Origin of the sequence: Neorhizobium alkalisoli, from assembly GCF_002968635.1 — a bacterium.
Lineage (GTDB): Bacteria > Pseudomonadota > Alphaproteobacteria > Rhizobiales > Rhizobiaceae > Neorhizobium > Neorhizobium alkalisoli.
Map to the genome: position 1 here is coordinate 1 of NZ_PVBN01000022.1, position 24107 is coordinate 24107.

The following is a 24107-nucleotide window of genomic DNA, read 5'->3' on the forward strand; positions in this document are numbered from 1 at the left end:
CCGAACGGCAGTTCTCACCGGCCACAACCGCCGCCACAACACGCTCGCGAAGATCATTCGAAAGAGCTCGTGTCATCAGATGCTGGCCTCCGCCCAGCCAGCACCTTGAATCACAAAACCGGCCCACAGGGAATCCCATCAGATTCAGTCAAGCGATGAAACGCTCTAGCTGGGACGGAGACGCTTGCATCTCGTCGAACGCGATTTCGCGATGCGCTCATAGTTCGCGGCGTTTAAGTAACTTAGACACCTCAGATGCAGGCACTGGGCGTGAGAACAGATATCCCTGCGCTTCGTCAAAACCCTCCGCACTGACCGCATCGAGCTGCGCTTTGGTTTCGACGCCCTCCACGGTCGTTGTTATCCCTAAGCTGCGGCCGATGCCCGCGACAGCCCGGATGATTGCTAGAGATTCCCGCCCTTCAGGAAGATCATTGATGAACCCTCGGTCGACCTTGATTTTGTCGAAGGGAAAGCTGCGAAGGTAGCCGAGTGATGAATAACCGGTCCCAAAGTCATCCATCGCAATTGTGACGCCGAGCCGCCTGATCTGCTGCAGGGTCCGCAAGTTGTTTTCCTCGTCATCGAGCATCACCGATTCGGTAATCTCGAGCTGAAGGCGGGTGGGGGCGAGGCCGGACGCCTCTAAAGATCGCGAAACTGTTGCGGGAAGGTCGCCGCTCTTGAACTGGAGCGGCGATAGATTGACAGATACGCCTACGTCCGTGGGCCAGGCGGTGGCCTGCCGGCAGGCTTCATTGAGAACCCATGCTCCAAGCTGCACGATGAGACCGCTTTCCTCAGCGACCGGAATAAAGTCAGCCGGCGAAATCATGCCTTTCTCGGGATGCCGCCACCTGACAAGTGCTTCACATGAGGTAATTTTTTTCGAGGCAAGCTCTACGAGTGGCTGATAGTGAACCTCGAGTTCTCCACGGATGAGCGCATTCCTGAGCTGCAATTTCAGTTGCTGTCGCGCCTGAAGGTGTTTGTCCATTCCGGGTTCGAAGAACCTGTATTTTCCTCGGCCGTCGGCCTTTGCACGATAAAGCGCGACGTCTGATGCCCTTACCAGCTCATCCACCGTGCTCGCGTGTTCTGGTCCTAGCGCGATACCGACGCTGGCGCCTATGGTCGCCGAGACACCGTCGAGGTCAAAGGGTTTCTCTAGCGTACCGATGATGCGCTCGGCGAGGATCCTCAGATCGTCTCGACTAGGAAGAGATGGCTGTACAACCACAAACTCATCCCCACCGACGCGTGCCACTTCGGCAGTGTCTTCAGCACACGATCTTAGACGTTCGGAAACTTGACGCAGCAGAGCATCTCCCACTGGGTGGCCATAGGCATCGTTCACCGTCTTGAACCCGTCTAGATCAAGCGCCAGAAGAGCTACACCTTTTCCCTCCTGCAAACTTTCCAGTTCCCGGTTGAGCCGCTCGCGGAAACACAGCCGGTTCGGCAGGCCCGTAAGCGCATCGTGCCTCGACATGTGCAGGATCTGGCTCTGCGCCTGAACCCGTTCCTGCTCGGCCTTGCGCCGATCGGAGATGTCACGAAAGAAAACTGAGAGCCCATCGGCCGAGGGCGAGGCATGTACTTCAAGCCAAAGGTTGAGCGAGGGAGAATACTCCTCAAAAGTGACCGCTTCGTTTTCTGCTAGCGCTCGCCGATAGTGGAAGGCGAACATGCTGTCTGCTTCCGCTGGATAGAGAGTCCAGATATCCTTGCCGATGACCTCTTCACCGAGATCAAGCAGGCGCATTGCCCTTGAATTCATGTATGTCAGACGCCATTCACGATCGAGAACGATCACGCAGTCCATGGTACTTTCAAGCACTGACGATAGCCGCCGAGCTGCCGTCTCGGCCGCATGCCGGGCGTCCTCAGCTTCATTGCGTGCGGTCTTTGCCTCCGTCACGTCACGCCAGATCGTCAAGATACGAACCGGCTTGCCCTCCGAGCCAAACACTGGCGCGACTATAACGTCCATGCAATGCTTTTTACCGTCGTGAGCGGCAATTACAGTTTCAAAGCGCGCCGTCTCTGCCGCTCTGACCCGGTCAAAGGCGGAAACAACCTTCGATATGTCGGAGGCGGCAACGATTTTGTCCCAGCGCATCTCGTCCAGGGGAGCGTCGGGAGCCAGGCCGAAAAGCTGGCGTCCTGCCCGGTTCATGAGAACCAGATTGCCCTCGAGATCCATCAACCGGATGCAATCCGGGCTGCTGTCGAATATGCTACGAATGAAGGTTTCGCTTTCCTCCAGTGCCAACTCGGCAGCATGGCGTTCTGAGATGTCGAACACCGAGCCGGCGAAGCCAATGAGGTCACCATTGGGCGTCAGTCGTGGCTCGCCAAGATCGATTACCCACGCCCAGGTTCCATCCCTACGGCGCAGGCGGTATTCCACACGTGTAGGTGCCCGGTTTTGTACCGCTTCGACAAACGCAGCCCTCACGCTGTCACGATCCTCGGGATGAATCGCATCCAACCATCCTGACCCAAGCGCCTCGTCGCTCGACTGCCCTGTAGTTTCGGACCAACGGCGGTTCAGATATGTCGTCTCGCCCTTGGCGTCGGTCATCCAGATCATCACCGGCGTGCTGTCCGCAATGAGGCGAAAACGAGCTTCGCTTTCACGAACCGCTTCCTCGGCGTTCTTACGCTCATCAATGTCTTCAAGCAGGCCGTACCATCGGCTAATTGCCCCGTCCTCATCTCGGCGCGGCGCTGCACGATTGCGGACCCACCTATAAGCCCCGGTAGCGCTGCGTATACGACACTCCACGTCAAAACGGGTGCCGTTTCGGATTGACGCTAGCCATCTCCGTTGCACTTCGGGTAAATCCTCTGGGTGGATGCTTGTTGCCCATCCCGAGCCGAACGCGTCCTCCGGTGCGTGGCCAGATATCTCGCGCCAAGTGGGGCCTACCTCTTCGACCTCCCCGTCTGGAGTGGCAACCCACGGCACCTGAGGATGAAGTTCGATCAGCGAGCGATAATGTTCCTCGCGAGCGCGAAGGGCTCGCTCGACATTACGCAATTCGGTCACGTCGTTAATGACGGCAACCACCAGCCTCAACGGAGCAGCCGAAGCCGGCAGTGTTACGCAGTGTTTATGGGTAACAAGTGCCCTCCGTTCTCCCCGAGGCGTCGTGATTGTTTCCTCGAATATCCGCTCTCGTCCAGTCCTCAAAATCTCGCGGTCGACGGCGATGATTTCGTCAGCCTCCTCTTTGGGCAAAAAATCATGGTCTGATCGTCCGGCGATGTCATCTGGCTTACAGCCCAGGAGGGCGCAGGCGGCTGTATTGAGATATACAAAACGGGAATGCTCATCTTTGACGATGACCGGGTTGCGAAAGCCGGCAAAGATCGCTGAGACAATATCGAGCGTTTGCCCGCTTCCCGTATGATGTGTGGACGAGGATAAAAAAGGCATCATACACCTGCAGTCGCGAAGCTCAGTATTACGCCCAACGCGGTAGCTCGCGTTTGGGTTCAATTACAGACCCCGACCCGCCTTGCGGTTGCTTTCGAGCCGCGCAATGCAGCCGCTGATTTTCGCCATCAAAAGATCAAGATCCACGGGCTTCGTTAGATAGTCGTCGGCGCCAGCTTTCAAGCCATTCAGCGTGTTTTCCTTATCCGTCATGGCCGTCAACATGATGAACGGGGTATTGGAGAATTCCGGATGATTGACTTGGATCTCAGCCAAAAGCTCGTGCCCAGTCATCACTGGCATGGAGACGTCGCAAACGACGATGTCTGGCCACGCGGTCAATATCTTCTCCAATCCCTCCCGTCCGTTCGCGGCCTCCAGGGTCTTTAGCCCAGCATCCTGAAACTCCTCGATCAGGAGTTTTCGAATTTCGGTCTCATCATCGATGCAAAGAATAGTCGTCATCTTGCCTCCACCTCTTAGGCTGCGTCCTGTTCCAATCTCGGATGGTGATCCACTGGAAGCGAGATCGTAAAGGTCGTCCCTTTGCCAATCTCACTGGTGACCGAGATTGTTCCACCGTGCAGCTCGATGATTTCGCGCACGATATTCAGTCCAATACCCGTGCCTGCGATTCCCGTTGCACTACGGGCTCTGAAATATGGCTCAAAAAGACGAGGAAGATCGTCAACATCCATGCCGATGCCCGTGTCACGAACGCTCACTTTCGCCCAGCCTTCCTCCTGCCAGCCGCGGATGTAGATATCCGACGAGTGAGGAGAGTACTTGACGGCATTCGAAAGGAGGTTCGATATGACGCGATCGACGGCGTCTCGATCAAAAGGCATCGATTGAGGAAGGGACGTGACGTCAAAATGGATGTCGTGGGTGGCGCTGATGTCCCGTCTGCGCTTGACTGCTTCGTCTATTACAGCGGCCAATGAACACGGTTGCCTGTCAATCGCAATCGTGCCTGTTCGCAACCGTCCGGCAGCCAAGATGCTTTCCATCAGCTCGACCATCCGAGCGACAGCCCCTTTGATCTGCGCGGATTTCTCGGAGAGATAGTCGCTGGTGACCGCTGTCTTCGTCCGCGTCAATCGCTGGGCCGCGCTGTCGATGATTGCAAGCGGAGTGCGGAATTCGTGGGAAATCATCGCCACGAAGCGGCGCTGCAACGCGTTGACCTCGCGTTCCTGCTGGAGCAATCGGTCGAGTTCGGCATTTTTCCTGCTGACTTCTGCAGTCCTTGCCTTAACCAGCTTCTCTAGTTCGTCCCGATGTTCAATCAGACTCTGTTCGCTTTTCCTTAGCGCGTCCAACGCGAGCCGCCGCTCGTGGACGTCCTCCAGCAAGCCGTACCATCTGGTGATCTTGCCGGTTGGTGATCTTTTCGGCGCCGCCCGACTGCGAAACCAACGAACCTCCCCATCTACATTAGCGACGCGGAACTCGATGTCGAGCGGAGCGCCTGTCTCCACCGAGCGTGCCCAATTTTCTTTCACTGAGAGAAGGTCTTCTTGATGAACGGAGCTTTCCCACCCCGAGCCGGCGGCTTCGTCACGGGACCTGCCTGAAAGATGCTCCCATTCGGCCCCAACTTCGATGATTTCCCCGGCGGCATTGGCTAACCAGGGTGTTTGAGGATGGAGTTCGATCAGCGATCTGTGATGCTCCTCGCTTGCCCGAAGAACGCGCTCTGCCTTGCGCAACTCGGTGACGTCCTGAAATTCCACGATCAGGAATTCCTGTACTGTGTCCTCAAAAGCCAGACCAACGCGCCGTTTGTGGGTCTTGAGGGTGCGGGGTGAACCGTCCCGCCCGGTAATCACCTCTTCGAAAAGCTTTTCCTCTCCGGTATCGAAGATCTGGATGTCCATGGCTCGGATCGCATCGGCCTCAGCCCTGGGCAGAAAATCATAATCTGTTCTCCCGACAACGTCTTCCGATCTCGCGCCTATCAAATCGCAGGCTGCGTCGTTGAGGAAGAGGAACTGAGATGCGCTGTTCTTCACGATGATCGGATGCGGCGCCGTCTTAAATATTGCCGTCAACACGTCCTGTCTGGCCAAAACGTTCGACAGTTCAGTACGTCCTGCAATCATGACTATTTCCTTGCGCTCGCCGTGTGTTGGACATCAAAGATGCTTGTGGTCGCCTGTTCCTGACTACCAAAGGAATATTATGTTCCACTCAACTAAGCCGCTAAAACTTTAGGTTCGGCTATTCTTGGCTGCGCTGGCCATCATCGATGATCTCGGTGCGGTCATAGTCATCGCACTCTTCTACACTGCGGATCTGAAGTTCGTGGCCCTGCTGGGAGCCGCAGCCGTCATGTGCAATTTGATGATCTTCAACAGGATGGGCGTGAAAAGCCTTTTGCCATATCTTGCACTTGGAGTGGCGCTCTGGACCTCGGTCTTCATATCCGGCGTCCATGCGACGCTGGCAGGTGTGATGCTCGCGCTGACCATCCCGCTCAAATTGACCCCCGGCACCCCCGAGGCAGGCCATGCAGAGTCACCACTTCATAAGCTTGAACTCCATCTGCACAAGCCCGTGGCGTTCGTTATCGTGCCAACCTTCGGCTTCGCGAATGCCGGCGTTTCTTTCGCAGGAACCTCAATGTCGGTTGTTGTAGATCCCCTTACGCTCGGGGTCGCACTGGGCCTTGTCCTTGGCAAGCTCTTGGGCGTGTTGGGAACGGTAGCAATTCTTGTCAAACTGGACCTAGCGGATCTTCCAGCGCAAGCAAGCTGGGGGCAGATGGCAGGCACCGCTCTGCTCTGCGGAATCGGTTTCACCATGAGCCTCTTTATCGGACTCTTGGCTTTCGACGACCCGGCCTTCCAGGACAGGGTCAAGATCGGCATTCTTGCAGGATCGGTATTGGCGGGCTCGGCGGGCTCCTGCCTCCTTGCGCTGTTTGGCAGAAGGAAGGCCACCTGACGACGCTTTTGCCCGTGAGCTGGGATCCCGATTGCGAGACTGGAGCACTACGCCTCTGAAAGAGGCAAGGCCAACAGGCTACGCCCGAACACCGGTGTCGCGTCCAGTCGTCGTGGAAGCCGTTTGACAGAATCCAAGTGGGAACATGTCCGCACCTGCAGGGTTAACCGACCAAGGAGTTTGCAGATGCCTGACGATGCGAGTACCGCTTATGCCAAATATTCCCCCCACGAGTTGGCCGAAAAATACTGTATCAGTATTCAGCAAGCCAACCGTTATATCCGCCGTTTCGGCTCAAGGAAAAAGGAGCTCGACAGATTGCTTTCCGCTGCAGAGCGAACTCCAGTCCATCGCGCAAGCGAGATTGACCGGACTTCGCGCGACGTAACCTTCGGCTAATGTTTTTCAGGAGCAGCATATGCCAGAGCCACGCAGGTCCCACTGCGACGGATGCCTCTGCCGTGTCATCTCTGTCCGTCAGCAGCGCCTACCAGACGTGAGCAACTAGAACCCCAGTGCTCCTGAACGACACGACAATCCTCGGCGCCCGCTTTGCAGAACGCACTAAAGATCGGTTTTTCGGGAACATTTGGGTTGGTGGTATAGCAGTCCACTGCCTTAGGACTTTCCTTGGCAGAAGGCGATATCGGACGAAGGGCCCAAGTCTTCCTGTTGGCACCGCTGGTTGACAACCGTGCTCCTGGTTCTTCATGTTGAGCAAAACAGGAGAAAGGGAGCACCAATGACAATCATAAGAAAATTTCTTGCAGTGGCGGCCGTCGTCGGCCTTGCGGTCTCTAGCGTTGGTTTCGCGGTCGCCCAATCGCCGGCCTTTTTCCGTATCGGCACTGGGGGCACGGCTGGTACTTATTATCCAATCGGCGGACTCATCGCCAATGCCATCTCCGGAGCGGGAGACAAGGGCGTACAGGGCCTCGTTTCAACCGCAGTCGCCTCCAACGGTTCCGTCGCCAACATTAATGCCATCCAGGGCGGCTCGATGGAATCGGGCTTCACCCAGTCAGATGTAGCCTATTGGGCGCACAGCGGCACCGGCCTTTACGAAGGCAAGGGCAAGGTGGACGATCTCCGCCTGATCGCCACACTCTATCCCGAGACGATCCACCTCGTCGCCTCCAAGAATTCCGGGATCAAATCGGTTGCCGACCTGAAAGGCAAACGCGTCTCAATTGACGAGCCGGGATCAGGCACCATCGTTGACGCACGCATCGTGCTCGCAGCCTTCGGGCTCACCGAAAAAGACATTAAGGCGGAGCACCTGAAGCCCGGCCCAGCCGGGGAACGCCTGCGCGACGGGGGCCTCGATGCCTATTTCTTCGTTGGCGGATATCCGACCGGTGCAATCTCCGAGCTTGCCACCTCGTCCGGAATCTCACTCGTACCGATCACGGGGCGGGAAGCGGAGAAGCTCTTGTCGGAATACACGTTCTTCTCCAAGGACACGGTGCCAGCCAATGCCTATCAGGGCGTGGCCGAAACGCCGACCATCTCTGTCGCGGCCCAGTGGGTCACCAGCGCCAAGCAACCAGATGATCTCGTCTACAACATCACGAAGGTGATGTGGAATGAAGCGACGCGGAAGGCGCTTGATGCAGGCCACGCGAAGGGCAAGATGATCACATTGCAAAATGCCGTCACGGGCCTTGGCATTCCGCTGCATCCAGGTGCCGAACGCTTCTACAAGGAAGCAGGCGTCCTGAAGTAGGACGGAGATTAAAGAGTTTATGGAGCGGCGGCCCGCAACGAGGCAGGCCGCCGCTTTCCGTCCGGGACAAAGCAAGGGAACAAACATGGCGACAGATATAGAACCCAAGCTCACCCCCATGGAACTGGACGAGGCCAAAGCACGGGAACTGGAAGAAAAGTTCGACTCAGAAATCCGATTTCGTCCGCTTGTGCCTCTTGCCGCGCGAGTCGTCGGCCTCCTGCTCGTGACACTGTCAATATTCCACTATTACACCGCGGGTTTCGGATTGCTGTCCGAAGTCGTCCACCGCGGTATTCACCTCTCCTTTGTCCTCGGACTGATCTTCCTGGTCTTCCCGTTTTCGCGAAACGGCTACAACGTACCGACGCAGTCGAGTCTTACCCGGCCGCTCGGGATATCGCTGTTCGACTGGGCACTGGCGATCGGCGCTGTCGTCGCGGTTCTGCATGTCCCTTTCATTCCACTGGATGATCTGGCTTTCCGGGTCGGCAACCCTACAACGACCGACGTCGTCCTCGGTGGCCTGCTGGTGCTAGTCCTGCTTGAAGCGACCCGACGCTCTGTCGGCTGGCCGCTGCCGATCATCGCGATCCTCTTCATGGCCTATTCGATTTGGGGGCCGGTGATGCCGGGCATTCTGGTGCATCCCGGCGCGACCTTCTCGCAGCTCATCAATCATCTCTATCTCACGAGCCAGGGCATCTACGGCATCGCCCTCGGCGTCGTCGCGACCTACGTCTTCCATTTCGTCCTATTCGGTGTATTTGCAACGCGGATTGGCCTCGGCCAGCTGTTCCTCGATTGCGCCGCGTGGATTGCTGGACGTTACGCTGGTGGACCGGCCAAAATATCGATCTTCGGCTCGGCCCTATTCGGCATGATCTCCGGTTCTTCCGTCGCCAATACCGTGACGGTCGGTTCGTTAACGATCCCCGCAATGATCCGGATGGGCTACAAACGGCCATTTGCCGCCGCGGTCGAGGCAGCTTCCTCGACGGGCGGTCAGATCACCCCGCCAATCATGGGGGCTGCGGCCTTCCTGATGATCGAGTTCCTCAACCTGCCCTATACGACGATTATCCTGGCAGCCATCGTGCCAGCCTTCATGCACTTCTTCGGAGTACTGGTGCAGGTGCATTTCGAAGCTAAGCGCAACGGGCTGCGCGGCATGAGGAAGGACGAGCTGCCCGATCTGAAGGAGGCGTTCAAACGCGATTGGCCAACAGTCATTCCGCTCTTCGTGCTGATCGGCATCCTCCTGTCCGGCTATACGCCGTACCTGGCGGCCTTTTGGGGGATAACGCTCTGTATCGCCGTCGGCCTTCTCAATCCGCGGCGGCGTATGTCCTTCATCGAAGTCTTCGAAAGCCTGCGCGATGGCGCAAAGTATGCCCTGGCGGTCGGCGCGGCGGCGGCGACGGTCGGCATCATCGTCGGCGTCGTAACGCTGACCGGCGTGGGTTTCAAGATCTCCTACATCGTCACATCAACGGCAGCGCAGATGGCGACATTCGCAGGAAGCATCCTGCCCATCGACTGGTTCGGGCCGCAGACGCTCACCCTTCTCTTCACGCTAATCATGACCGGCGTCGTCTGCATCCTGATGGGGTGCGGTATCCCGACCACGGCGAATTACATCATCATGGCAACCATCGCCGCGCCGGCACTTGGCATGCTTGGCGTCGAGCCGATCGTGGCACATTTTTTCGTCTTCTATTACGGCGTCCTAGCCGACATTACCCCGCCGGTGGCGCTTGCTGCCTACGCGGCTGCGGGCATGGCGGGGGCAGATCCATTCAAGACCGGCAACACCGCCTTCCGACTAGGACTCGGCAAAATTCTCGTGCCGTTTGTCTTCGTGTTCTCTCCGTCCTTGCTCCTGGTTACCGCCGACTTTACCTGGAGCAATTTTCTGATCGCTTTTATCGGATGTGTTCTGGGAATAACCTGCTTGGGGGCGGCACTTTCTGGCTTTCTTCTGGTCAGGACCGCGCCTTGGGAGCGAGCGCTTTTGATTTTGGCTGCGATCCTGCTGGTTGTACCGGAATTGATTTCCTCCCTCGTCGGAGTGGCCTTGATGTTGCCAGTGATTGGCCGTCAATTCGCATGCTTTCGGAGAGAATATTCGACTGCCTGATGAAGGTTCTTTTCCGGGGCGGCGGTAGTGCGCTTGGGGGAGGGTAAGAACGCGCGGCGGAGGGACGTGCGACGTGTCCGACACAGAGGCCAAAGTCGCTGCGCATTTTGAACTAGACCGAAAGAAACGGATGAAGGGCTACGTCCCGGTTGGAAAGTGTGGAAATCCGGGCAATTCGGCCGTGTTGCAGCGCCTTGATGGCAGCGCCCAGATTGGATGTCACAGACACAGAGCCGCCATTATCGCTGATCGTCTCCCGCTCGGCGGCGGCGATCTATTGGATGGATTTGTTTAGACCAATTGGACGGGACAAGTCTGGTTCGGACTACCAGATACAAGGAGAGGCTTCCGCCACACCGCGATGACGGTTGCAAGTCGTCTGAATCCGACGATTGGTTACGCCAGTACCGCAAGATTCCGGAGCCGCGCTAAGGAGTCCGCCAACAAGGGTTCATTAGCAAGCATAACCCAATTGGCGGATCGTCGCCTTAACTCGCTTGCCGAGCTTGATATACAGCTCCACCGCGCGAATTCTGTCTGCATGGGAATACATGAACTACCTCCTGGTGGTCCAAGTTTTCGTCCGCATCCCCTTTCCTCAAACGACCCTGCGTATTTCACTTCGCCAGAAAGCGTTCGCATCTTCGCCGTGCAGGATCAATAACTGCGCGGCGCACCGCCTCACCTCGATAAGTCGCTTATCGGCGGGAAAATGCGCGAGGGTCATGAAATCTCCGTTGGGCGATTCGTAGGCCCTCACCGTCGCCTGGAGATATTCACAAATGTTGAATGTCCGCCGAGGTCCCGCTCCTGAATCCGGCAAAAAACATTTACGTTCACAGGATCCGCGAGAATTGCTGGCCTTTTCGCGTCACTGAAAAGGAAGCCGCGCATGGTCTGAGGCTTTGTCGACGGGTGGGTTGAGTGAGCGGACGGACTATCTCCTTAAGCCTTGCGCGCGCCAGACGCTGAAGCTTCTGTGGCGATCGCGCTGACAAAGCCCAGCGCCATGTAGTCAGGTCAGCTCTTGCGTCCACAGTAAAACCGAGTTAAGTCACTCTTGTAATGTTATTACATTACTCAGCAAGGCACGACGTCGTTGTGCTGACAGAGGAAAGCGTATTACGGAATGAACAAGATGATCAGAACATCAGTATTTGCACTCGCTTTATCCGCGTTAGTCGTTGCAGGGGCAGCGACCGCCCGGGCATCATCGGAGAATAATCACGCCCATAGCCATTCCCGGGATGAAAAAGGATCGGTCCACGATGGATATTTCGAAGACGATCAGGTAAAGGCGCGCCTTCTGTCCGACTGGGAAGGCGACTGGCAGTCCGTCTATCCCTATCTTGTCGATGGAACGCTGGATCCGGTGATGGCCGAAAAGGCAAAGCATGGCGACAAGAGCGCCGAAGATTATAGGGCCTACTATGACATTGGATACAAGACCAATGTCGGCCGGATCGTAATCAAGGGAAAGACGGTCACCTTTTTACAAGGCGAAAAACCGGTGAGCGGAGATTACGAAACGGATGGCCACGAATTCCTCACCTACAAAAAGGGCAATCGCGGCGTCCGCTTCATCTTCAGGAAAGTCGCCGGCGATGACGCAGCGCCGCAGTTCATCCAGTTCAGCGATCACATTATCGCCCCCCAGAAGGCTGATCACTATCACCTTTACTGGGGAAATGACCGCGCCGCGCTGCTGAGGGAGGTCACCAATTGGCCGACCTATTATCCCGCAAGCTTCACGGGAGAGCAGATCGTGGAACAGATGCTGGCTCACTGATCGAACCAACGTTACCTGAGACAAGTGCGCCGGCCGTATCAATCGCGAGGTCGGCGCAGTCGTTCCGTTCAGAGTTCAAAAAGCTAATGTCAGAACGCGAAGTTGCAGGTACTTCATCCGGTGATGGAACAGCTGAAGCGGCGAGAACTACGCATTTTCACCGGCGCGCGCGGTGCGGTTAGGGATAAGGCCATAGACTTCGAGCGGCCGGGATCACGACCTCTGCACCGAATGCAAGGCTGAGACGAAACGCAGCACTGACGTTTCCCCCCACCCTGCCCCGTCTATTGGGCCGGTGTCCTGTTTACCAAAGGGATAACAGAGCAGCACTCGAAACCTTCCACCCAGGCTAGAAATCGCTCTGGGTCAGAAACTGCACTGTAGGGACAGGAGGTAGCATCTCCTCGGTGCCTGGCGGTTTCGGTGCCTTGCGCGAACGCCAGCAACAGCGCCTCCTCAAGATCCAGTGGGGAGCCACCATATTCCCTTGAGATATATTCGATGAAAGCCTCTTTGCAACGAACATCCAGCACTTTCCACCCACCAGTCAAACGTCAGAGAGGTTATGCGGTTGAGGGATGCCATTGTCGCCAACAGACCTGTACAGCAAATGAACGATCCGTTGAGCGGTACGTTCAGTGGCACCGGTCGCTGGACAGAGCTGAGGCAAGGACGATCTGTGCCACGGAGCCGGGCTGGGACAGCGCACCCTATCATGAGCGACGGATCGTCATTCTGGAGGGCCGCGCCTGGACGTCAGAGATTATAGCGTCTTTCGAGTTCTCTGCGAGCAGCATGAATCTCATCGTTCGAAACCGGCTCAGGTGTTCCCTGGAGAAATCGGAGCGCTGGAGTCGAATCAACGGCATGAAAGTCCGATGCCCAGGCCGCGAGGATCGTCCTCTTGTCGTCGAGGGATAGCGCGGGTGCTATCACCACATTGAACGGCCGCCGAAATCGCAGGCGTGGTGCAAGAACTGCTGGTCCATCGTCATTGCTTCGTCCGCAATCTGCTGCAAGATATCGTGCATCATCGGACCAATTCACCGCACATGTGGATCTTTGTCGCGTCGCAGGCGAGAGGTGACAATGACGTCCGTATCCGGCGCTAGAAGATCGTGTTTCTCGGCGAAGGCGGAAAATAGACCTCGCGCGGTCTCGGCTTCGATTTCCCCGCGAAGGGCTGCACGACAGGCCTTGAGCGCGACCGAATGGGCCGTGTCCCTCAGCGACGCCGGCCACTCGGATAGATGCCGATAGGCGTCCATTACGCCGGAGATCTCAGCCGGAAAGCCCAGACCGACAAGAATGGAAACAGGCTTTTTGAACATATCGGATTTCATGGTTCCCTCCTTCCCAAACACGATAGTGATGGGCGCCGTTACGACGGCGCCCTCTGCCTCAATGGCAATTGCCTATGCCGCCTTTTGCGCTTCAATCTGCGCGGGCGCGGCCGAAGTTTGTAGAGCGGGTTCGGCTTGGATGGAGATTTTCCGCGGCTTCAGCGCTTCCGGAATTTCGCGAACCAGATCGATCGACAGAAGACCATTATTCAGGTCAGCGGCGGTCACTCTGACATGATCGGCAAGCTCGAAACGGTGTTCGAATGGCCGGCCGGCAATGCCGCGATGCAGGTAGCCCTCTTGAGGAGCCTCCTGCCTTTTACCAGTCACGATCAGGAGATTTGACTGGAAGGTGATATCGAGATCGTCTTGCGCAAAACCCGCGACGGCGACCGAAATCCGATAGCTGTCCTCACCGGTTTTAACGATGTCATAGGGAGGCCAGTCGCTGATCGAGCGGGCGCGCTGGGCATTCTCGAGAAGATTGAAGATCCTGTCGAAGCCGACGCTCGAGCGATAAAGTGGTGCGTAGTCGTAAGATGTTGCCATAGCCATATCCTCCTTGAAGCAACATGGGTACGGAAGCGCCGAAAGACGGTGCTTCCAGCAAGACCAGCCCTTCATCAGCGGCTGGCGGCATTCGATTTGGTTTTTTAGATTTTCGGATTCAAGAGCAGCCGCGGAAAAATTTGTTTCGTTTTCAATTTCCGCTTACCGTCTCAATCTAGGCTCTTGCACAGCATCATCACTGACTGCGTGCAGGTCTCCCGCAGTCTTCGTACGAGATCGGATGCATGCCTTGCGAACGAAGTGCGAGAAACTCGATCAGCGAGTGTCCGTTATTGCCCAGCATTGATGTTCTTTGTCCGCATCGGTCAGTGAAGGAGTTCTTGATGGAAAACGAACGTGAGGAATGGTTTACGCGTCACGCCTAGGAGCTTTGGGAGCAGGCTGGTCTTCCAGAGGGGCAGGATCGCGAGCATTGGAGCCAATGCAAATGCTGAATGGGACGTGGTCAAGGCATTGCAGTCGAAGCCAGCAGACCCTTGGGAGCTCGGCCTGAAGCTGGTCTACTCGCATAAACATGAGCATTCCTTTCGGTTGGAGGCGATGCCCAACCTTTCGACCACCTAATTGTACCCATTTGTCGACGATCTCGATACGACATCCATCCCTTCCTGTAACATGGAAGGATATCCGCCTACGTCGATGCTAGGTCCTGTTGACAAAGTGGATTCCCAAACCTGTGGAAGCATGATTCAAGACTGCTTTTTAGGAGGCGGTTTTGGCACGCGGCGACCTCTCGGATATGGAATGGCGGATCATCGAAGGGCTTTTGCCGTCGGAGCGCGGTAGAAAGTCCCGGCCCGCGCATGACAATCGACGGTATCTGAACGGCATGCAACATGTTCTGCGGGTCGGCTGCCCCTGGCGCGACATGCATGAGCGCTACGGAAAGTGGAATTCCGTCTATGTGCGCTTCGGCCGCTGGGCGGAACAAGGGGTGTGGGATGCACTGCTTGGAACGCTGGTCGAGTTGGGGCTGGCCGATGACCGGCAGCACATGATCGACAGCACCACAGTTCGCGGCCACTCTCAGGCTGCGGGCGCTAAAGGGGGACTTATAAGGAGGCTTTTGGTCGATCACGTGGCGGCTTTTCGACGAAAATCCACGCCCGCGCAGACGGTCAGGGACGCCCTCTCGGCTTCATCCTGACAGGCGGAGAGGCTTCCGACTACAATGCTGTTTCTGACCTGCTGGCGATGCCGGTTGGCAAGCCGAGGCGGTTTCTTGCCGACAAAGGATATGACGCTGACTTTCTAGGCGAGGAGTTGCTGCTCCAAGGGACCAGGCCGGTCATCCCGCCGAAGGCCAACCGGAAAGCCCCGCCCGCCTGCGACTTTAGAGCCTACAAGGATCGAAACCGCATCGAGCGGATGTTCAATCGGATCAAGCAGTTCCGTCGTGTTGCTACCCGATACGACAAGACCCGAAATCTTTCGAGGGCTTCCTCGCCCTGGCCGCCGCAAAAATATGGTTGCCATACTGTTGTCAACAAGACCCAGGTTTGTCCGGGTAACTCATTTGGAGGCTAAAATCTTGACTGTTGCTTTGGTGGGAACGTCGTCCTTTGATCGGTTCTTCAATCCAGCCCATGACGCGTTGCAACGGCGTGGCCATGGTGTGGCACGGTTCGTCACGCGCGAGGAACTGCTTGCCGCCGTTGATGCACTGCAGTCTTTGGAAATCCTTGGCGCGACCTCAAGCTTTGCAGCCGACCGGGAGCTGTTTGCCAGGATGCCGCGTCTGCGCGCACTGGTTTCTCCGTTCACAGGGGTCGAAGGGTTCGATGTTTCGGCCGCGACGGAAAACGGCATCCTCGTGGCGAATGGCCAGATTGCGGAAAACACCGTCAGCATGGCCGAGGCCGCAGTTCTCTTCACCCTGGCTTCGCTCTATGACCTTCATGGCACGGAGCGCTACCTTCGCGAAAACCTGCCGCGTCCCTCGCAGGTCCGTGCGCGCATGCTCATGGGAAAGACAGTTGGCCTGATAGGCTTTGGCAAAATTGGACAGGCTATCGCGGAACGGCTGTCTGTATGGGGCGTGAGGCTCGTCGCTTCGGTGCGCACGACGCGATCGATGCCCGCCTACGTCACCTCCCAGAGCCTCGATGAAGTGCTCGCGACAAGCGATGTCGTTATCATGGCGGCTGCACTCACTCCTGAATCACGGGGAATGCTGGATCTTGACGCGTTGCGCCGAATGAAACCGGACGTGGTGTTTGTCAACATCACGCGGGGCGGCATCATCCCCGACGATACACTCGCCACGCTCGCCGCAGAGCGACCGGCTATGCGCCTTGCCCTCGATGTGTTCGACCCGGAGCCGTTGAAAGAGGATAGTCCGCTGCGCAACCTTCCGAACGCCATCCTCACCCCACACATGGTGGGACATACGGTCGAGTCGCAGATGCGCCTGCGGGAGGCATTTTGCGAGAACCTTCTCGCGGTGGCAGAGTGGCGGGTGCCTGAATACGTCGTCAATCCGTCTGTGATCGAAACGTGGCTGGGAAAACAGGACAGCCCACAGCTCTAATTGCGTCCGAGCTTGTATCACTCATCAGTGCATCGTCATCCATTCGCGGGCGGCGCGTAGTGCAGCGGCGAGTTCGGCCTTGCTTATCGTCTGGGCAAGGTCACCGCGCAGTGCTGCAGCCCGGTCGGAGCCCTTGATGGCGGCGATGTTCAGCCACTTGTGGGCGGCGATGAAATCAACGGCGCAGCCGCGACCGGTCGCATACATGAGCCCCATTTCGAAGAAGACGTCGGCGTGATTGTCGCCGCCCATTCCAAGGGATCAGGCCGGTCATCCCGCCGAAGACAAACCGGAAAGCCCCGCCCGTCTGCGACTTCAGAACCTACAAGGATCGAAACCGCATCGAGCGGATGTTCAATCGGATCAAGCAGTTCCGTCGTGTTGCTACCCGATGCGACAAGACCCGAAAATCTTTCGATGGCTTCCTCGCCCTGGTCGCCGCAAAAATATGGTTGCCATACTTTGTCAACAGGACCTAGTATGCTCTATGAGAGGGTTTGTGTACGGATTTGACCGCCTCGAGAGAAACCGCATTGGAGAGAGTGCAACTGGATACAGCGCGCAGAATGACCTTTCCGCGCGCTGTCGTGCTCGGGCGTGATCGCTGCTCAACAATTTAAGCTACGATCGACCGGAGTGGTGACCCGCCGGCCGCAGGAGGCATCAGTCCTTATCGAGATCCTTCGCCATCGTGTAATGGTGCTCGAGTGCGGGGAGCAACTTGCCTGCCCATGCTTTCAGGTCGGCGTTGTCGCCTTCCTCGGCATAGCGCTTGAACAGGTCCACCGCATCCTCGTGAGCGTCGACCTGGTCATCGAAGTATTCTTCGGTGAACTCGGCACCTGCGAGTTTTGCCAACTCATCGAAGCCTTCCTTGTGATCGCCAGTGAGCCCGGCTGCGGGGGTTCCCTGCACCTTGCCACTTGAAATCAGCTCCTTCAGTTCCGCGCTTGCCTTTTCATGATCTGTGATCATCTGCTGGGCAAATTTCTTTGCTGCGTCATCACCCTTCTGAAGTGCGAGCTTGCTGGTTTCGATTTCGAATATGTCGCTCGCGGATGCCTTTGCGACGAAGTCCTCCGTTTTGGGAGCAACGCCCAAAACCGAGTTCACGCCTGTTTTTTCCGGCGCGGACTGGGCGAGCGCGGCACTCGAAACCATCACGAATGCGGCAGCGATTGAGATCTTTTTCATTTTATAAGCCTCCTTTGCCTGTTGCAAACAACTGACGGACCGACGGGTTCCCACTCAACGGTTGCGGTGCCATTAATCGAGATTGCTTACGGAGATGTTTCCTGGCTGCGCCTTGAGAGCTTCCGAACGATCCCGAAGCGTTGCGACGCCGACGTGATCCTCTTCCTCGAAGACGAACCTCTTATTGCCCTTGGGTGTCCGCCTACCGTTTATCGCCGGACCCGGGCTCCATCATTTTTGCGTGTTGGTGGGCAAGAACGCTGGCCGGCGTCACGTTGGCGACAGCCGACTGCAGCTTATTCTTCCAGCCGCTGACGACGTCACCTTGACCATCCATCATTGCATCGAAGCCGATCCGCGCGACCTCTGCCGGATCGTCCTTTTTCGCCTGGCCGACCGACGTGTCCATTAAATCGGCGCGCCGGAAAAACTCTGTCTCTGTCGCACCGGGCATGAGGCAGCTCACAGTGATACCGGTATCCTTCAATTCCTCGCGCAAGGCGAAGGAGAAACTGTTGATGAATGCCTTGGTCCCGTTGTAGACGGCCTGATAGGAGCCGGGCATGAAGCCTGCTATCGAGCCGGTCAACAAAATGCGGCCCTCCCCGCGGCTGCGCATGAGATTGCCGACCTTTTGTACCAGATAGATGGTGCCGACAATGTTGGTATCGACGACCTTGCGCGCCTCGGCAAAATCCTGATCCAGGAAACCTTTGCCAACGCCGCGACCGGCGTTCGCCATGAGGAGATCGACGGAGCGCGCGGACGCCTCTACAGCCTCCAGAAGGCGGTCTACGCCGTCCTCGGTCGAAAGGTCCGCTTCGATCGCATCGACATTGGCACCGTTACGACGTAGCTCGGCGGCGACGTCGTTGATCGCTGCTTCGTCGGCTGCGATGATAAGATCATAGCCTTCGAACGCGGCGATCTTCGCCAATTCCCGTCCGATCCCACTCGATGCACCTGTGACAATGGCGAGCCCGGCCGTTTTTTCTGCGCTACCCATGATTATTTCTCCCTCTATGGTTTGAGCACGACCTTGATGCAGCCGTCCTGCTTGTCGCGAAATGTCTTGTAGAGATCTGGCCCCTCATCGAGCGTCGCCCGGTGGGTGATGATGAAAGAGGGATCGATTTCGCCCTTCTCGATGCGCTCCATCAAGAGGGGCAAATAGCGCTGGACAGGTGTCTGAGCCATCTTGAAGGTCAGGCCCCGATTAATCGCCGATCCCATCGGGATCTTGTCGAGGAAACCGCCGTAAACTCCAACGATGGATACAGTCCCGAAGTTGCGGCAGCAGTGGATCGCCTGTCGCAAAACATGCGGGCGGTCCGTTCCCATGAAAGTTGCGACCTTGATACGGTCGATTCGCGAATCCCAGCTCGCCGAAGCGTCAGCTTCGGTTCCGACCGCGTCGATGCAAGCATCCGCACCGCGTCCGTCTGTCAGTTCCATGATCTTGTCGTAGATATCCTCGTCCATGAAATCGAGGGTTATCGCCCCCGACTTTTCGGCGAGCGTTAACCGCTCCGGCACGGTATCGACTGCAATGACTCGTTCGGCACCCAGGATGAAAGCCGACTTGATCGCCATCTGGCCGACCGGTCCGCAGCCCCAGATGGCGATGGTGTCCCCAGGCTGGATATTGCAAAAATCCGCCGCCATGTAGCCGGTCGGAAAGATGTCGGAGAGGAAGAGCACTTGCTCGTCAGTCAATCCGTCAGGCACCTTGATTGGTCCGACGTCCGCGTAGGGCACCCTCAAATACTCTGCCTGACCACCACTATACCCGCCAAGAAGATGGGTGTAGCCGAACAGGCCGGCGGGCGAATTGCCCCACAGCTTCCTAACCTTGGAGGAATCCGGATTCGACCGCTCGCAGCCGGAATAAAAGCCGCGCTTGCAAAAGAAACATTCGCCGCAGGCGATTGTGAAAGGCACCACGACGCGATCGCCGACCTTCAGCTTCTTGTTTTCCTTGCCCACCTCGATGACCTCGCCCATTGTCTCATGGCCCATGACGTCGCCGCTGTGCATGTCGGGCATGACGCCGTTGAACAGGTGGAGGTCGGACCCGCATATTGCACAAGCTGTTACCTTGATGATTGCGTCGCGGTCGTCTTCGATCTGAGGATCTGGGACACTCTCACATCGAATATCGTGCTTGCCATGCCAGGTGAGTGCTTTCATCAGATCCTCCGATTGCAAGGACCAGTACGACTGGCCGTGTTTGCTAACCTCCTCGCCAATGAGATGTTCCCTCATCTCGTTCGGGCCGAGTGTGCCCAACAACGGGGAGGCGAAAATCCGCCAGTCAACGATGGGTTTTGCTTGCTGAAGGTTTGCGGGAATGGGCGCCAGACAATTCGCGCCCGGCCATGAGCAGCGTGACGAGCGATGGGTGAGATCAACAAAGCGTTCGCTTTAATTCTGGATCGACGATTTCACATTCCGTTTGCTGGCGGCCGGAGCGAACGAAGCCCAGACAGTGGGGTAACCACTTGATCGGCAAAACACCTGGTGGGCCCGTCCCGTCTGGAACAGTGCCGAGCCCACGCAGTTGTTTCGGTCATGTCAACGGAGTGATCGATATGCCCTACCTCGTCGAAATTTTGCTGCCGATCACGAAGCTCATCAAATCGCAGGATCTCGAGGATCTGAGGTTGCAGCTGACCGACCACTTCGGCGGCGTGACCCTTCGCGTCAATCCACCGGCCGAGGGATTGTGGGATGATGGCGACACTGTCGAGCGTGACCGCATCGTCGTTGTCGAAGTGATGACTGATGAGCTCGACCGGCCATGGTGGGCGAAATATCGCCGACTGCTTGAGGCAAAGTTCGCCCAGAACGAGATAGTCGTGCGAGCCATGACGATGCAGAGGCTATAGTTCGAGCTCGGGAGTTCAGAGATGATGGTCGGATATTGTTTCGCACCGTGCCATGGCAGAACGTGCGCGTCACGTGCCGCTTGGATCGCCACGATGCCCAAGCATGCTCCCGGCGGCCGGTGGCCATCTGAATAGCAGAGGAACGCGATGATCCGGACCTGCTCTCGGGTGTGGTCGATGCCCCGCCGCGGCTCGCCATGGAAATGGCCGACCTCGTTCGCTTCAAAAGCTCGACGCTGACGGCGATCGGCTTGCAACGCAACGGAGTCTGGGGCGAAGAGACCGCTTCCCACAAGATCGAACACCTCGGCTTGATGTTCGGGGCGACGTAGTGAAGGTCGGGCGCTCAATCCACGAAAACCACAGCCTCAACCTCGACAAGCATGGGGTCGATGGCGAGCTTTGGGACCGGAACCAGCGTCTGCGCAGGCAGCTTGGCACCGAACATCCTCTTCACGTTTTCGGTCAGCACGCCCAGCTTCGACATATCGTGATCGACCACGAAAACTGTCAGTTTCACGACCTGGTCCAGGCGTGCGCCAAGTGCCTTGATCACGGCGGCAAGATTTGCGTATGCCTGTTCCACCTGTGTTGCGAAATGTGGCGAGAGAGCGCCGGTCTGGTCCTGTCCGCCTTGCCCGGAGATAAAAGCCAGCCGCCCCGGAGCGGGGGTAATGACCGCTGTACTGTAGCCATTCGGCGTCGGGTCATGCAGTTGGGAAGGGTTGACGATGATCGGCGTTGCACTGGTGGCGGCTACTTGGTTTTGTGATGTCATGTTCAGTCCCCTTGCTGTGTTGTCATGACCCACCTAGAGTAAATCGGTGCCATAATTTGGCACCGATTGTGCTGGGGTCCGCAAATGAACATCCGTTCCCGACACGACGCCATCGTGCGCATCCTCCGGCGCAACGGAACCTCGACGGTCAACGATTTGGCGGAGGAAGTTGGTGCCTCCAGGAGGACGGTCCTGCGAGACATCGGCGCCCTGCGGGACCAAGGCTTTGTCATCCATTCAGAATCCGGCCGGGGCGGCGGGCTGCAGCTTGAACCGGAATCCGTGCAAACCACCGCTCGGCTTTCCGTGACCGAGGTGTTTGCGCTCCTGATCAGCGTTGCGGCAGTCCGCGCGGCCCGGTCCCTTCCCTTCTCCGATCTGGCCGATGCGGGGCTTGCCAAGATCGAGAGGACACTGGCGGCAGACAAGGTGCGAGACCTGCGCCGACTTCTCGACTGCCTGTATGTCGGACAGGTGTCGCCCAAGCAGGATATTTCGAACATAGGTTCGATCGATTCCGGGCTGCTGCCTGCCTTCGAGACGAGTTTTCTCCAGCGGCTACATTTGCGGTTCCGCTACCGTGACGCTAAAGGAGTAGAAACCATCCGCAAAATCGAACCACAGGCCATGCTGATCCTGCCGCCACTTTGGTACCTGGTGGCCTGGGATGCCGCCCGCGAGGGTTTCCGCCACTTCCGCATGGACAGGATCAGCAAGCCGGAGATTGTGGAGGGCACACAGTTTCGTCGAAGACACGTACCCTTCGAAGACGACGTTTGCCCATTCAACGAGATGCCACGCTGAGCACCAGAGATGAACGAAGGCCGGGGCGTCTCGAGTTTAGCTACGCGCCTTCCACTACGTGATCAAAGCAACAGTCCCACGGCTACTAGTAAATATGACACCGATCCCTTTTTGCTCTCGAAAGGACACGAACCTGCCGCCCGTCGTTCCGACCCGCCCAACCCTTTCCGCAGCGAAGCTTGCAGTTGGACCACTATGCCGGGCAGAGATAAACAGCGATGTTGCCACGCTAGGCATACGGTGGTAATAATTGCCACCAAATGTCGATGGAGGTCACCTATGCCAAATGTCGAAAAGGTAAGCGTTTCGATGACGCCACAGCATGCCGAACTGTTGCGCGATGCAGTGAACAGTGGTGCTTATGCTAGCGGAAGCGAAGTTGTTCGCGAAGCCATGCGTGACTGGTCGGCCAAATGGATGCAGAAGCGCGAGGACATCGCGAAGTTGCGTGCGATGTGGGAAGAAGGCAGAGGTAGTGGTCCTGCTGTCGAAGTGGATTTTGATGCAGTGCTGGATGAAGCACGCCAGGAAATGGCGTCTGCCGCTCCTCATGCCCGCTAAGCTTCTCTGGACACCAAAGGCGCGCGCTGACGTTAAGAACATCTACATTCATATGGTTAAAGAACAGCCACGTAGCGCGGAGCGGTACTTCGCCAATTTTCGCCGCAAGGCGGAATTGCTAATCGAGCACCCGCGCCTTGGTGAGCGTCACCCGGAAATATTCCGAACCGCCCGGATGTTGGTCGAAGCGCCCTATGTCATCCTCTATGAGACAAGACCCGACGCCGATGACGAACCTATTGATGCCATCGAGATCGTTCGAGTCGTGGACGGACGGCGCGACCTTTCCGCCTTGTTTAAGAGCTAATGAACCTGGAAATAAACTATCGCACGCCTTGAAAGGTTCTGAATCGACGACCTAGCGTTCCACCAGAAAACTCTGGGTCTTTCTCTCAGCCACGAGAGGTTATCCTGTGAGTACTAGCGCCTGCGGTTTTAACAAAACGGTTGGCCCTGCTAGAGAATTGAGTGCCAGCATCAGGATCTTCAATTCGGCCATCGTGGCATTAAGCATCGCAGGCACTTCAATAGCGAAAATACCTGCATGAACTGCGATAGGGATATTCGCGTGGGGCATGGGGGCATCTGGGCGACATCAACAACATGCAGATGAAATGCAGCGAAATCAAAAGCGCTGGCTCCCTTGGCAAAAGCCGGGTTCGGGACCGCCGGGTACTCCCGAAACCACTGTCACGTCGATGTCACGCGGCTTTGGCGAACGAATGCAGTAAGACTGAACGGAGCAATCAAATCGACGCATTCTCGGTGTTCTCTTTAAATGATCAAGTTGTACATTTCTCTCGCATTCTCACTTTTGGTCGCGGGGGCCTCATTTGTAACCGCTTTGAGCCAATCACCGCCTCAGGGCCACGCCCTTGGTATAGAAAAACAACCCAACTGACGTGGTGCTCGGGTAATTTGTCGCTTGAGCGCTCCGGTCATTCTGCCGCTGAGACTTAAATCACCGGCATCGCGAGCTATTGGTCCCAAATTTAATTACCAGCTGATCTCAACGCGGTTGTCATAAATATAGTTGACAGCTTGGCTCCACCGGTTGTGATGCTCTTGGGGCAAGGAGGTAGGGAGTCCATGCCCATCACGTCAGACTTTGTCCGCGAATTGTTCGCTGCTGCCAATCAGATCGAGGTGGTGTCAACATCCGAGAGCAGAAGACTTATCGAAAGAGCCGCATCGACGATCAAGGATCAACGGGAACAGATAGCAGCCGTCGGCAACGTCCTTCCATTGACACAGGATATCACTGCGGATTTGCCGAAATTTCTGAGACATTTCGACGAGGCGCCACCCCAGCTTGTTGCCGCAACATTGATGAAGTGCGCAGACGAAATCCTTCGTCTCGGGCGATTGCTCGGCAATCATGCCCGCTGAA

General features: G+C 57.0%; 21 protein-coding genes and 5 pseudogenes. 14 read left to right on the top strand and 12 right to left on the bottom strand.

Translation table 11 applies throughout. The features are described from left to right. Positions 1-217: 217 nt before the first annotated feature. The 3 genes from C5L13_RS27845 to C5L13_RS27855 form a co-directional block, all read right to left on the bottom strand. Positions 218-3445, bottom strand: a complete 3228-nt coding sequence (locus C5L13_RS27845) for a PAS domain S-box protein (RefSeq protein WP_158693552.1) — start codon at positions 3443-3445, stop codon at positions 218-220. Positions 3446-3508: 63 nt separating this feature from the next. Beyond that, positions 3509-3910 (bottom strand): response regulator, encoded by a 402-nt coding sequence (locus C5L13_RS27850; RefSeq protein WP_105386524.1) that lies wholly within the window; start codon positions 3908-3910, stop codon positions 3509-3511. Between the two features lie 14 nt (positions 3911-3924). Beyond that, on the bottom strand, positions 3925-5550 hold the full coding sequence (locus C5L13_RS27855) for a sensor histidine kinase (protein WP_105386525.1): 1626 nt from the start codon (positions 5548-5550) through the stop codon (positions 3925-3927). Between the two features lie 112 nt (positions 5551-5662). On the opposite strand from C5L13_RS27855, the pseudogene C5L13_RS27860 reads away from it, so the two are divergent. The 4 genes and pseudogenes from C5L13_RS27860 to C5L13_RS27870 all read left to right on the top strand — a co-directional run. Further along, positions 5663-6394 (top strand): annotated as a pseudogene (locus tag C5L13_RS27860) (Na+/H+ antiporter NhaA); the annotation flags it as partial. Positions 6395-6580: 186 nt separating this feature from the next. Then, positions 6581-6793, top strand: coding sequence for a hypothetical protein (locus tag C5L13_RS28875; protein ID WP_158693553.1), 213 nt, complete (start codon positions 6581-6583; stop codon positions 6791-6793). Between the two features lie 343 nt (positions 6794-7136). Next, a complete protein-coding gene (locus tag C5L13_RS27865) occupies positions 7137-8120 on the top strand; it encodes a TAXI family TRAP transporter solute-binding subunit (protein WP_105386527.1) in 984 nt (327 codons plus the stop codon). A gap of 85 nt (positions 8121-8205) precedes the next feature. After that, positions 8206-10260: a TRAP transporter permease gene (locus C5L13_RS27870; protein ID WP_105386528.1), complete on the top strand. Its 2055-nt coding sequence runs from the start codon at positions 8206-8208 to the stop codon at positions 10258-10260. 598 nt (positions 10261-10858) lie between these two features. On the opposite strand, the gene C5L13_RS29515 is transcribed toward C5L13_RS27870, so the two are convergent. After that, positions 10859-10987 carry a DUF6074 family protein gene (locus C5L13_RS29515; RefSeq protein ID WP_280952662.1) on the bottom strand — a complete coding sequence of 43 codons (129 nt, stop codon included), beginning with the start codon at positions 10985-10987 and terminating at the stop codon, positions 10859-10861. A gap of 402 nt (positions 10988-11389) precedes the next feature. Here C5L13_RS29515 and C5L13_RS27875 point away from each other — a divergent pair, with 402 nt between their 5' ends. Further along, entirely contained in the window at positions 11390-12049 is a 660-nt protein-coding gene (locus C5L13_RS27875) for a metal-binding protein ZinT (protein WP_105386529.1), read from the top strand. Between the two features lie 1043 nt (positions 12050-13092). On the opposite strand, the gene C5L13_RS27885 is transcribed toward C5L13_RS27875, so the two are convergent. Then, positions 13093-13392, bottom strand: a complete 300-nt coding sequence (locus tag C5L13_RS27885) for a DUF982 domain-containing protein (RefSeq protein ID WP_105386530.1) — start codon at positions 13390-13392, stop codon at positions 13093-13095. A gap of 72 nt (positions 13393-13464) precedes the next feature. Continuing rightward, complete coding sequence (locus C5L13_RS27890; RefSeq protein WP_105386531.1) at positions 13465-13941, bottom strand: Hsp20 family protein; 477 nt, start codon at positions 13939-13941, stop codon at positions 13465-13467. 386 nt (positions 13942-14327) lie between these two features. Between C5L13_RS27890 and C5L13_RS29585 the strand changes: the two are divergent. From C5L13_RS29585 to C5L13_RS27905, 3 genes and pseudogenes are all read left to right on the top strand, one after another. Further along, a pseudogene (locus tag C5L13_RS29585) lies at positions 14328-14396 on the top strand (DUF2934 domain-containing protein); the annotation flags it as partial. 281 nt (positions 14397-14677) lie between these two features. Continuing rightward, positions 14678-15489 (top strand): annotated as a pseudogene (locus C5L13_RS29670) (IS5 family transposase). 88 nt (positions 15490-15577) lie between these two features. Continuing rightward, positions 15578-16492 (top strand): NAD(P)-dependent oxidoreductase, encoded by a 915-nt coding sequence (locus C5L13_RS27905; RefSeq protein ID WP_455363821.1) that lies wholly within the window; start codon positions 15578-15580, stop codon positions 16490-16492. A 24-nt stretch (positions 16493-16516) separates the two neighbouring features. Here C5L13_RS27905 and C5L13_RS27910 read toward each other — a convergent pair whose 3' ends face one another. Continuing rightward, positions 16517-16744: an SEL1-like repeat protein gene (locus C5L13_RS27910; protein WP_105386533.1), complete on the bottom strand. Its 228-nt coding sequence runs from the start codon at positions 16742-16744 to the stop codon at positions 16517-16519. A gap of 2 nt (positions 16745-16746) precedes the next feature. Between C5L13_RS27910 and C5L13_RS27915 the strand changes: the two are divergent. Continuing rightward, a pseudogene (locus C5L13_RS27915) lies at positions 16747-16971 on the top strand (transposase); the annotation flags it as partial. 184 nt (positions 16972-17155) lie between these two features. Here C5L13_RS27915 and C5L13_RS27920 read toward each other — a convergent pair. The 3 genes from C5L13_RS27920 to C5L13_RS27930 all read right to left on the bottom strand — a co-directional run bounded on the left by C5L13_RS27920 (position 17156) and on the right by C5L13_RS27930 (position 19876). Continuing rightward, positions 17156-17686: a DUF4142 domain-containing protein gene (locus tag C5L13_RS27920; RefSeq protein ID WP_105386534.1), complete on the bottom strand. Its 531-nt coding sequence runs from the start codon at positions 17684-17686 to the stop codon at positions 17156-17158. Positions 17687-17888: 202 nt separating this feature from the next. Then, positions 17889-18692, bottom strand: coding sequence for an SDR family NAD(P)-dependent oxidoreductase (locus C5L13_RS27925; RefSeq protein WP_105386535.1), 804 nt, complete (start codon positions 18690-18692; stop codon positions 17889-17891). Between the two features lie 14 nt (positions 18693-18706). Continuing rightward, a complete protein-coding gene (locus C5L13_RS27930; RefSeq protein ID WP_105386536.1) occupies positions 18707-19876 on the bottom strand; it encodes a zinc-dependent alcohol dehydrogenase in 1170 nt (389 codons plus the stop codon). Positions 19877-20277: 401 nt separating this feature from the next. Between C5L13_RS27930 and C5L13_RS27935 the strand changes: the two genes are divergently transcribed. Beyond that, positions 20278-20574: a hypothetical protein gene (locus C5L13_RS27935; protein ID WP_105386537.1), complete on the top strand. Its 297-nt coding sequence runs from the start codon at positions 20278-20280 to the stop codon at positions 20572-20574. Positions 20575-20708: 134 nt separating this feature from the next. After that, positions 20709-20900, top strand: a pseudogene (locus C5L13_RS28880) (hypothetical protein); the annotation flags it as partial. Positions 20901-20920: 20 nt separating this feature from the next. Here C5L13_RS28880 and C5L13_RS27940 read toward each other — a convergent pair. Further along, complete coding sequence (locus C5L13_RS27940; protein WP_105386538.1) at positions 20921-21352, bottom strand: RidA family protein; 432 nt, start codon at positions 21350-21352, stop codon at positions 20921-20923. 84 nt (positions 21353-21436) lie between these two features. Here C5L13_RS27940 and C5L13_RS27945 point away from each other — a divergent pair, with 84 nt between their 5' ends. The 3 genes from C5L13_RS27945 (at position 21437) to C5L13_RS27955 (ending at position 23024) form a co-directional block, all read left to right on the top strand. Further along, positions 21437-22156 (top strand): helix-turn-helix transcriptional regulator, encoded by a 720-nt coding sequence (locus C5L13_RS27945; protein WP_105386539.1) that lies wholly within the window; start codon positions 21437-21439, stop codon positions 22154-22156. Between the two features lie 279 nt (positions 22157-22435). Then, positions 22436-22717: a ribbon-helix-helix domain-containing protein gene (locus C5L13_RS27950; RefSeq protein ID WP_105386540.1), complete on the top strand. Its 282-nt coding sequence runs from the start codon at positions 22436-22438 to the stop codon at positions 22715-22717. After that, complete coding sequence (locus C5L13_RS27955) at positions 22707-23024, top strand: type II toxin-antitoxin system RelE/ParE family toxin (RefSeq protein ID WP_105386541.1); 318 nt, start codon at positions 22707-22709, stop codon at positions 23022-23024. Before C5L13_RS27950 ends, C5L13_RS27955 begins: the two co-directional genes overlap by 11 nt. Positions 23025-23869: 845 nt before the next feature. On the opposite strand, the gene C5L13_RS29180 is transcribed toward C5L13_RS27955, so the two are convergent. Next, positions 23870-24107 (bottom strand): hypothetical protein (locus C5L13_RS29180; protein WP_205836898.1); only part of this gene is annotated, 238 nt, incomplete at its 5' end.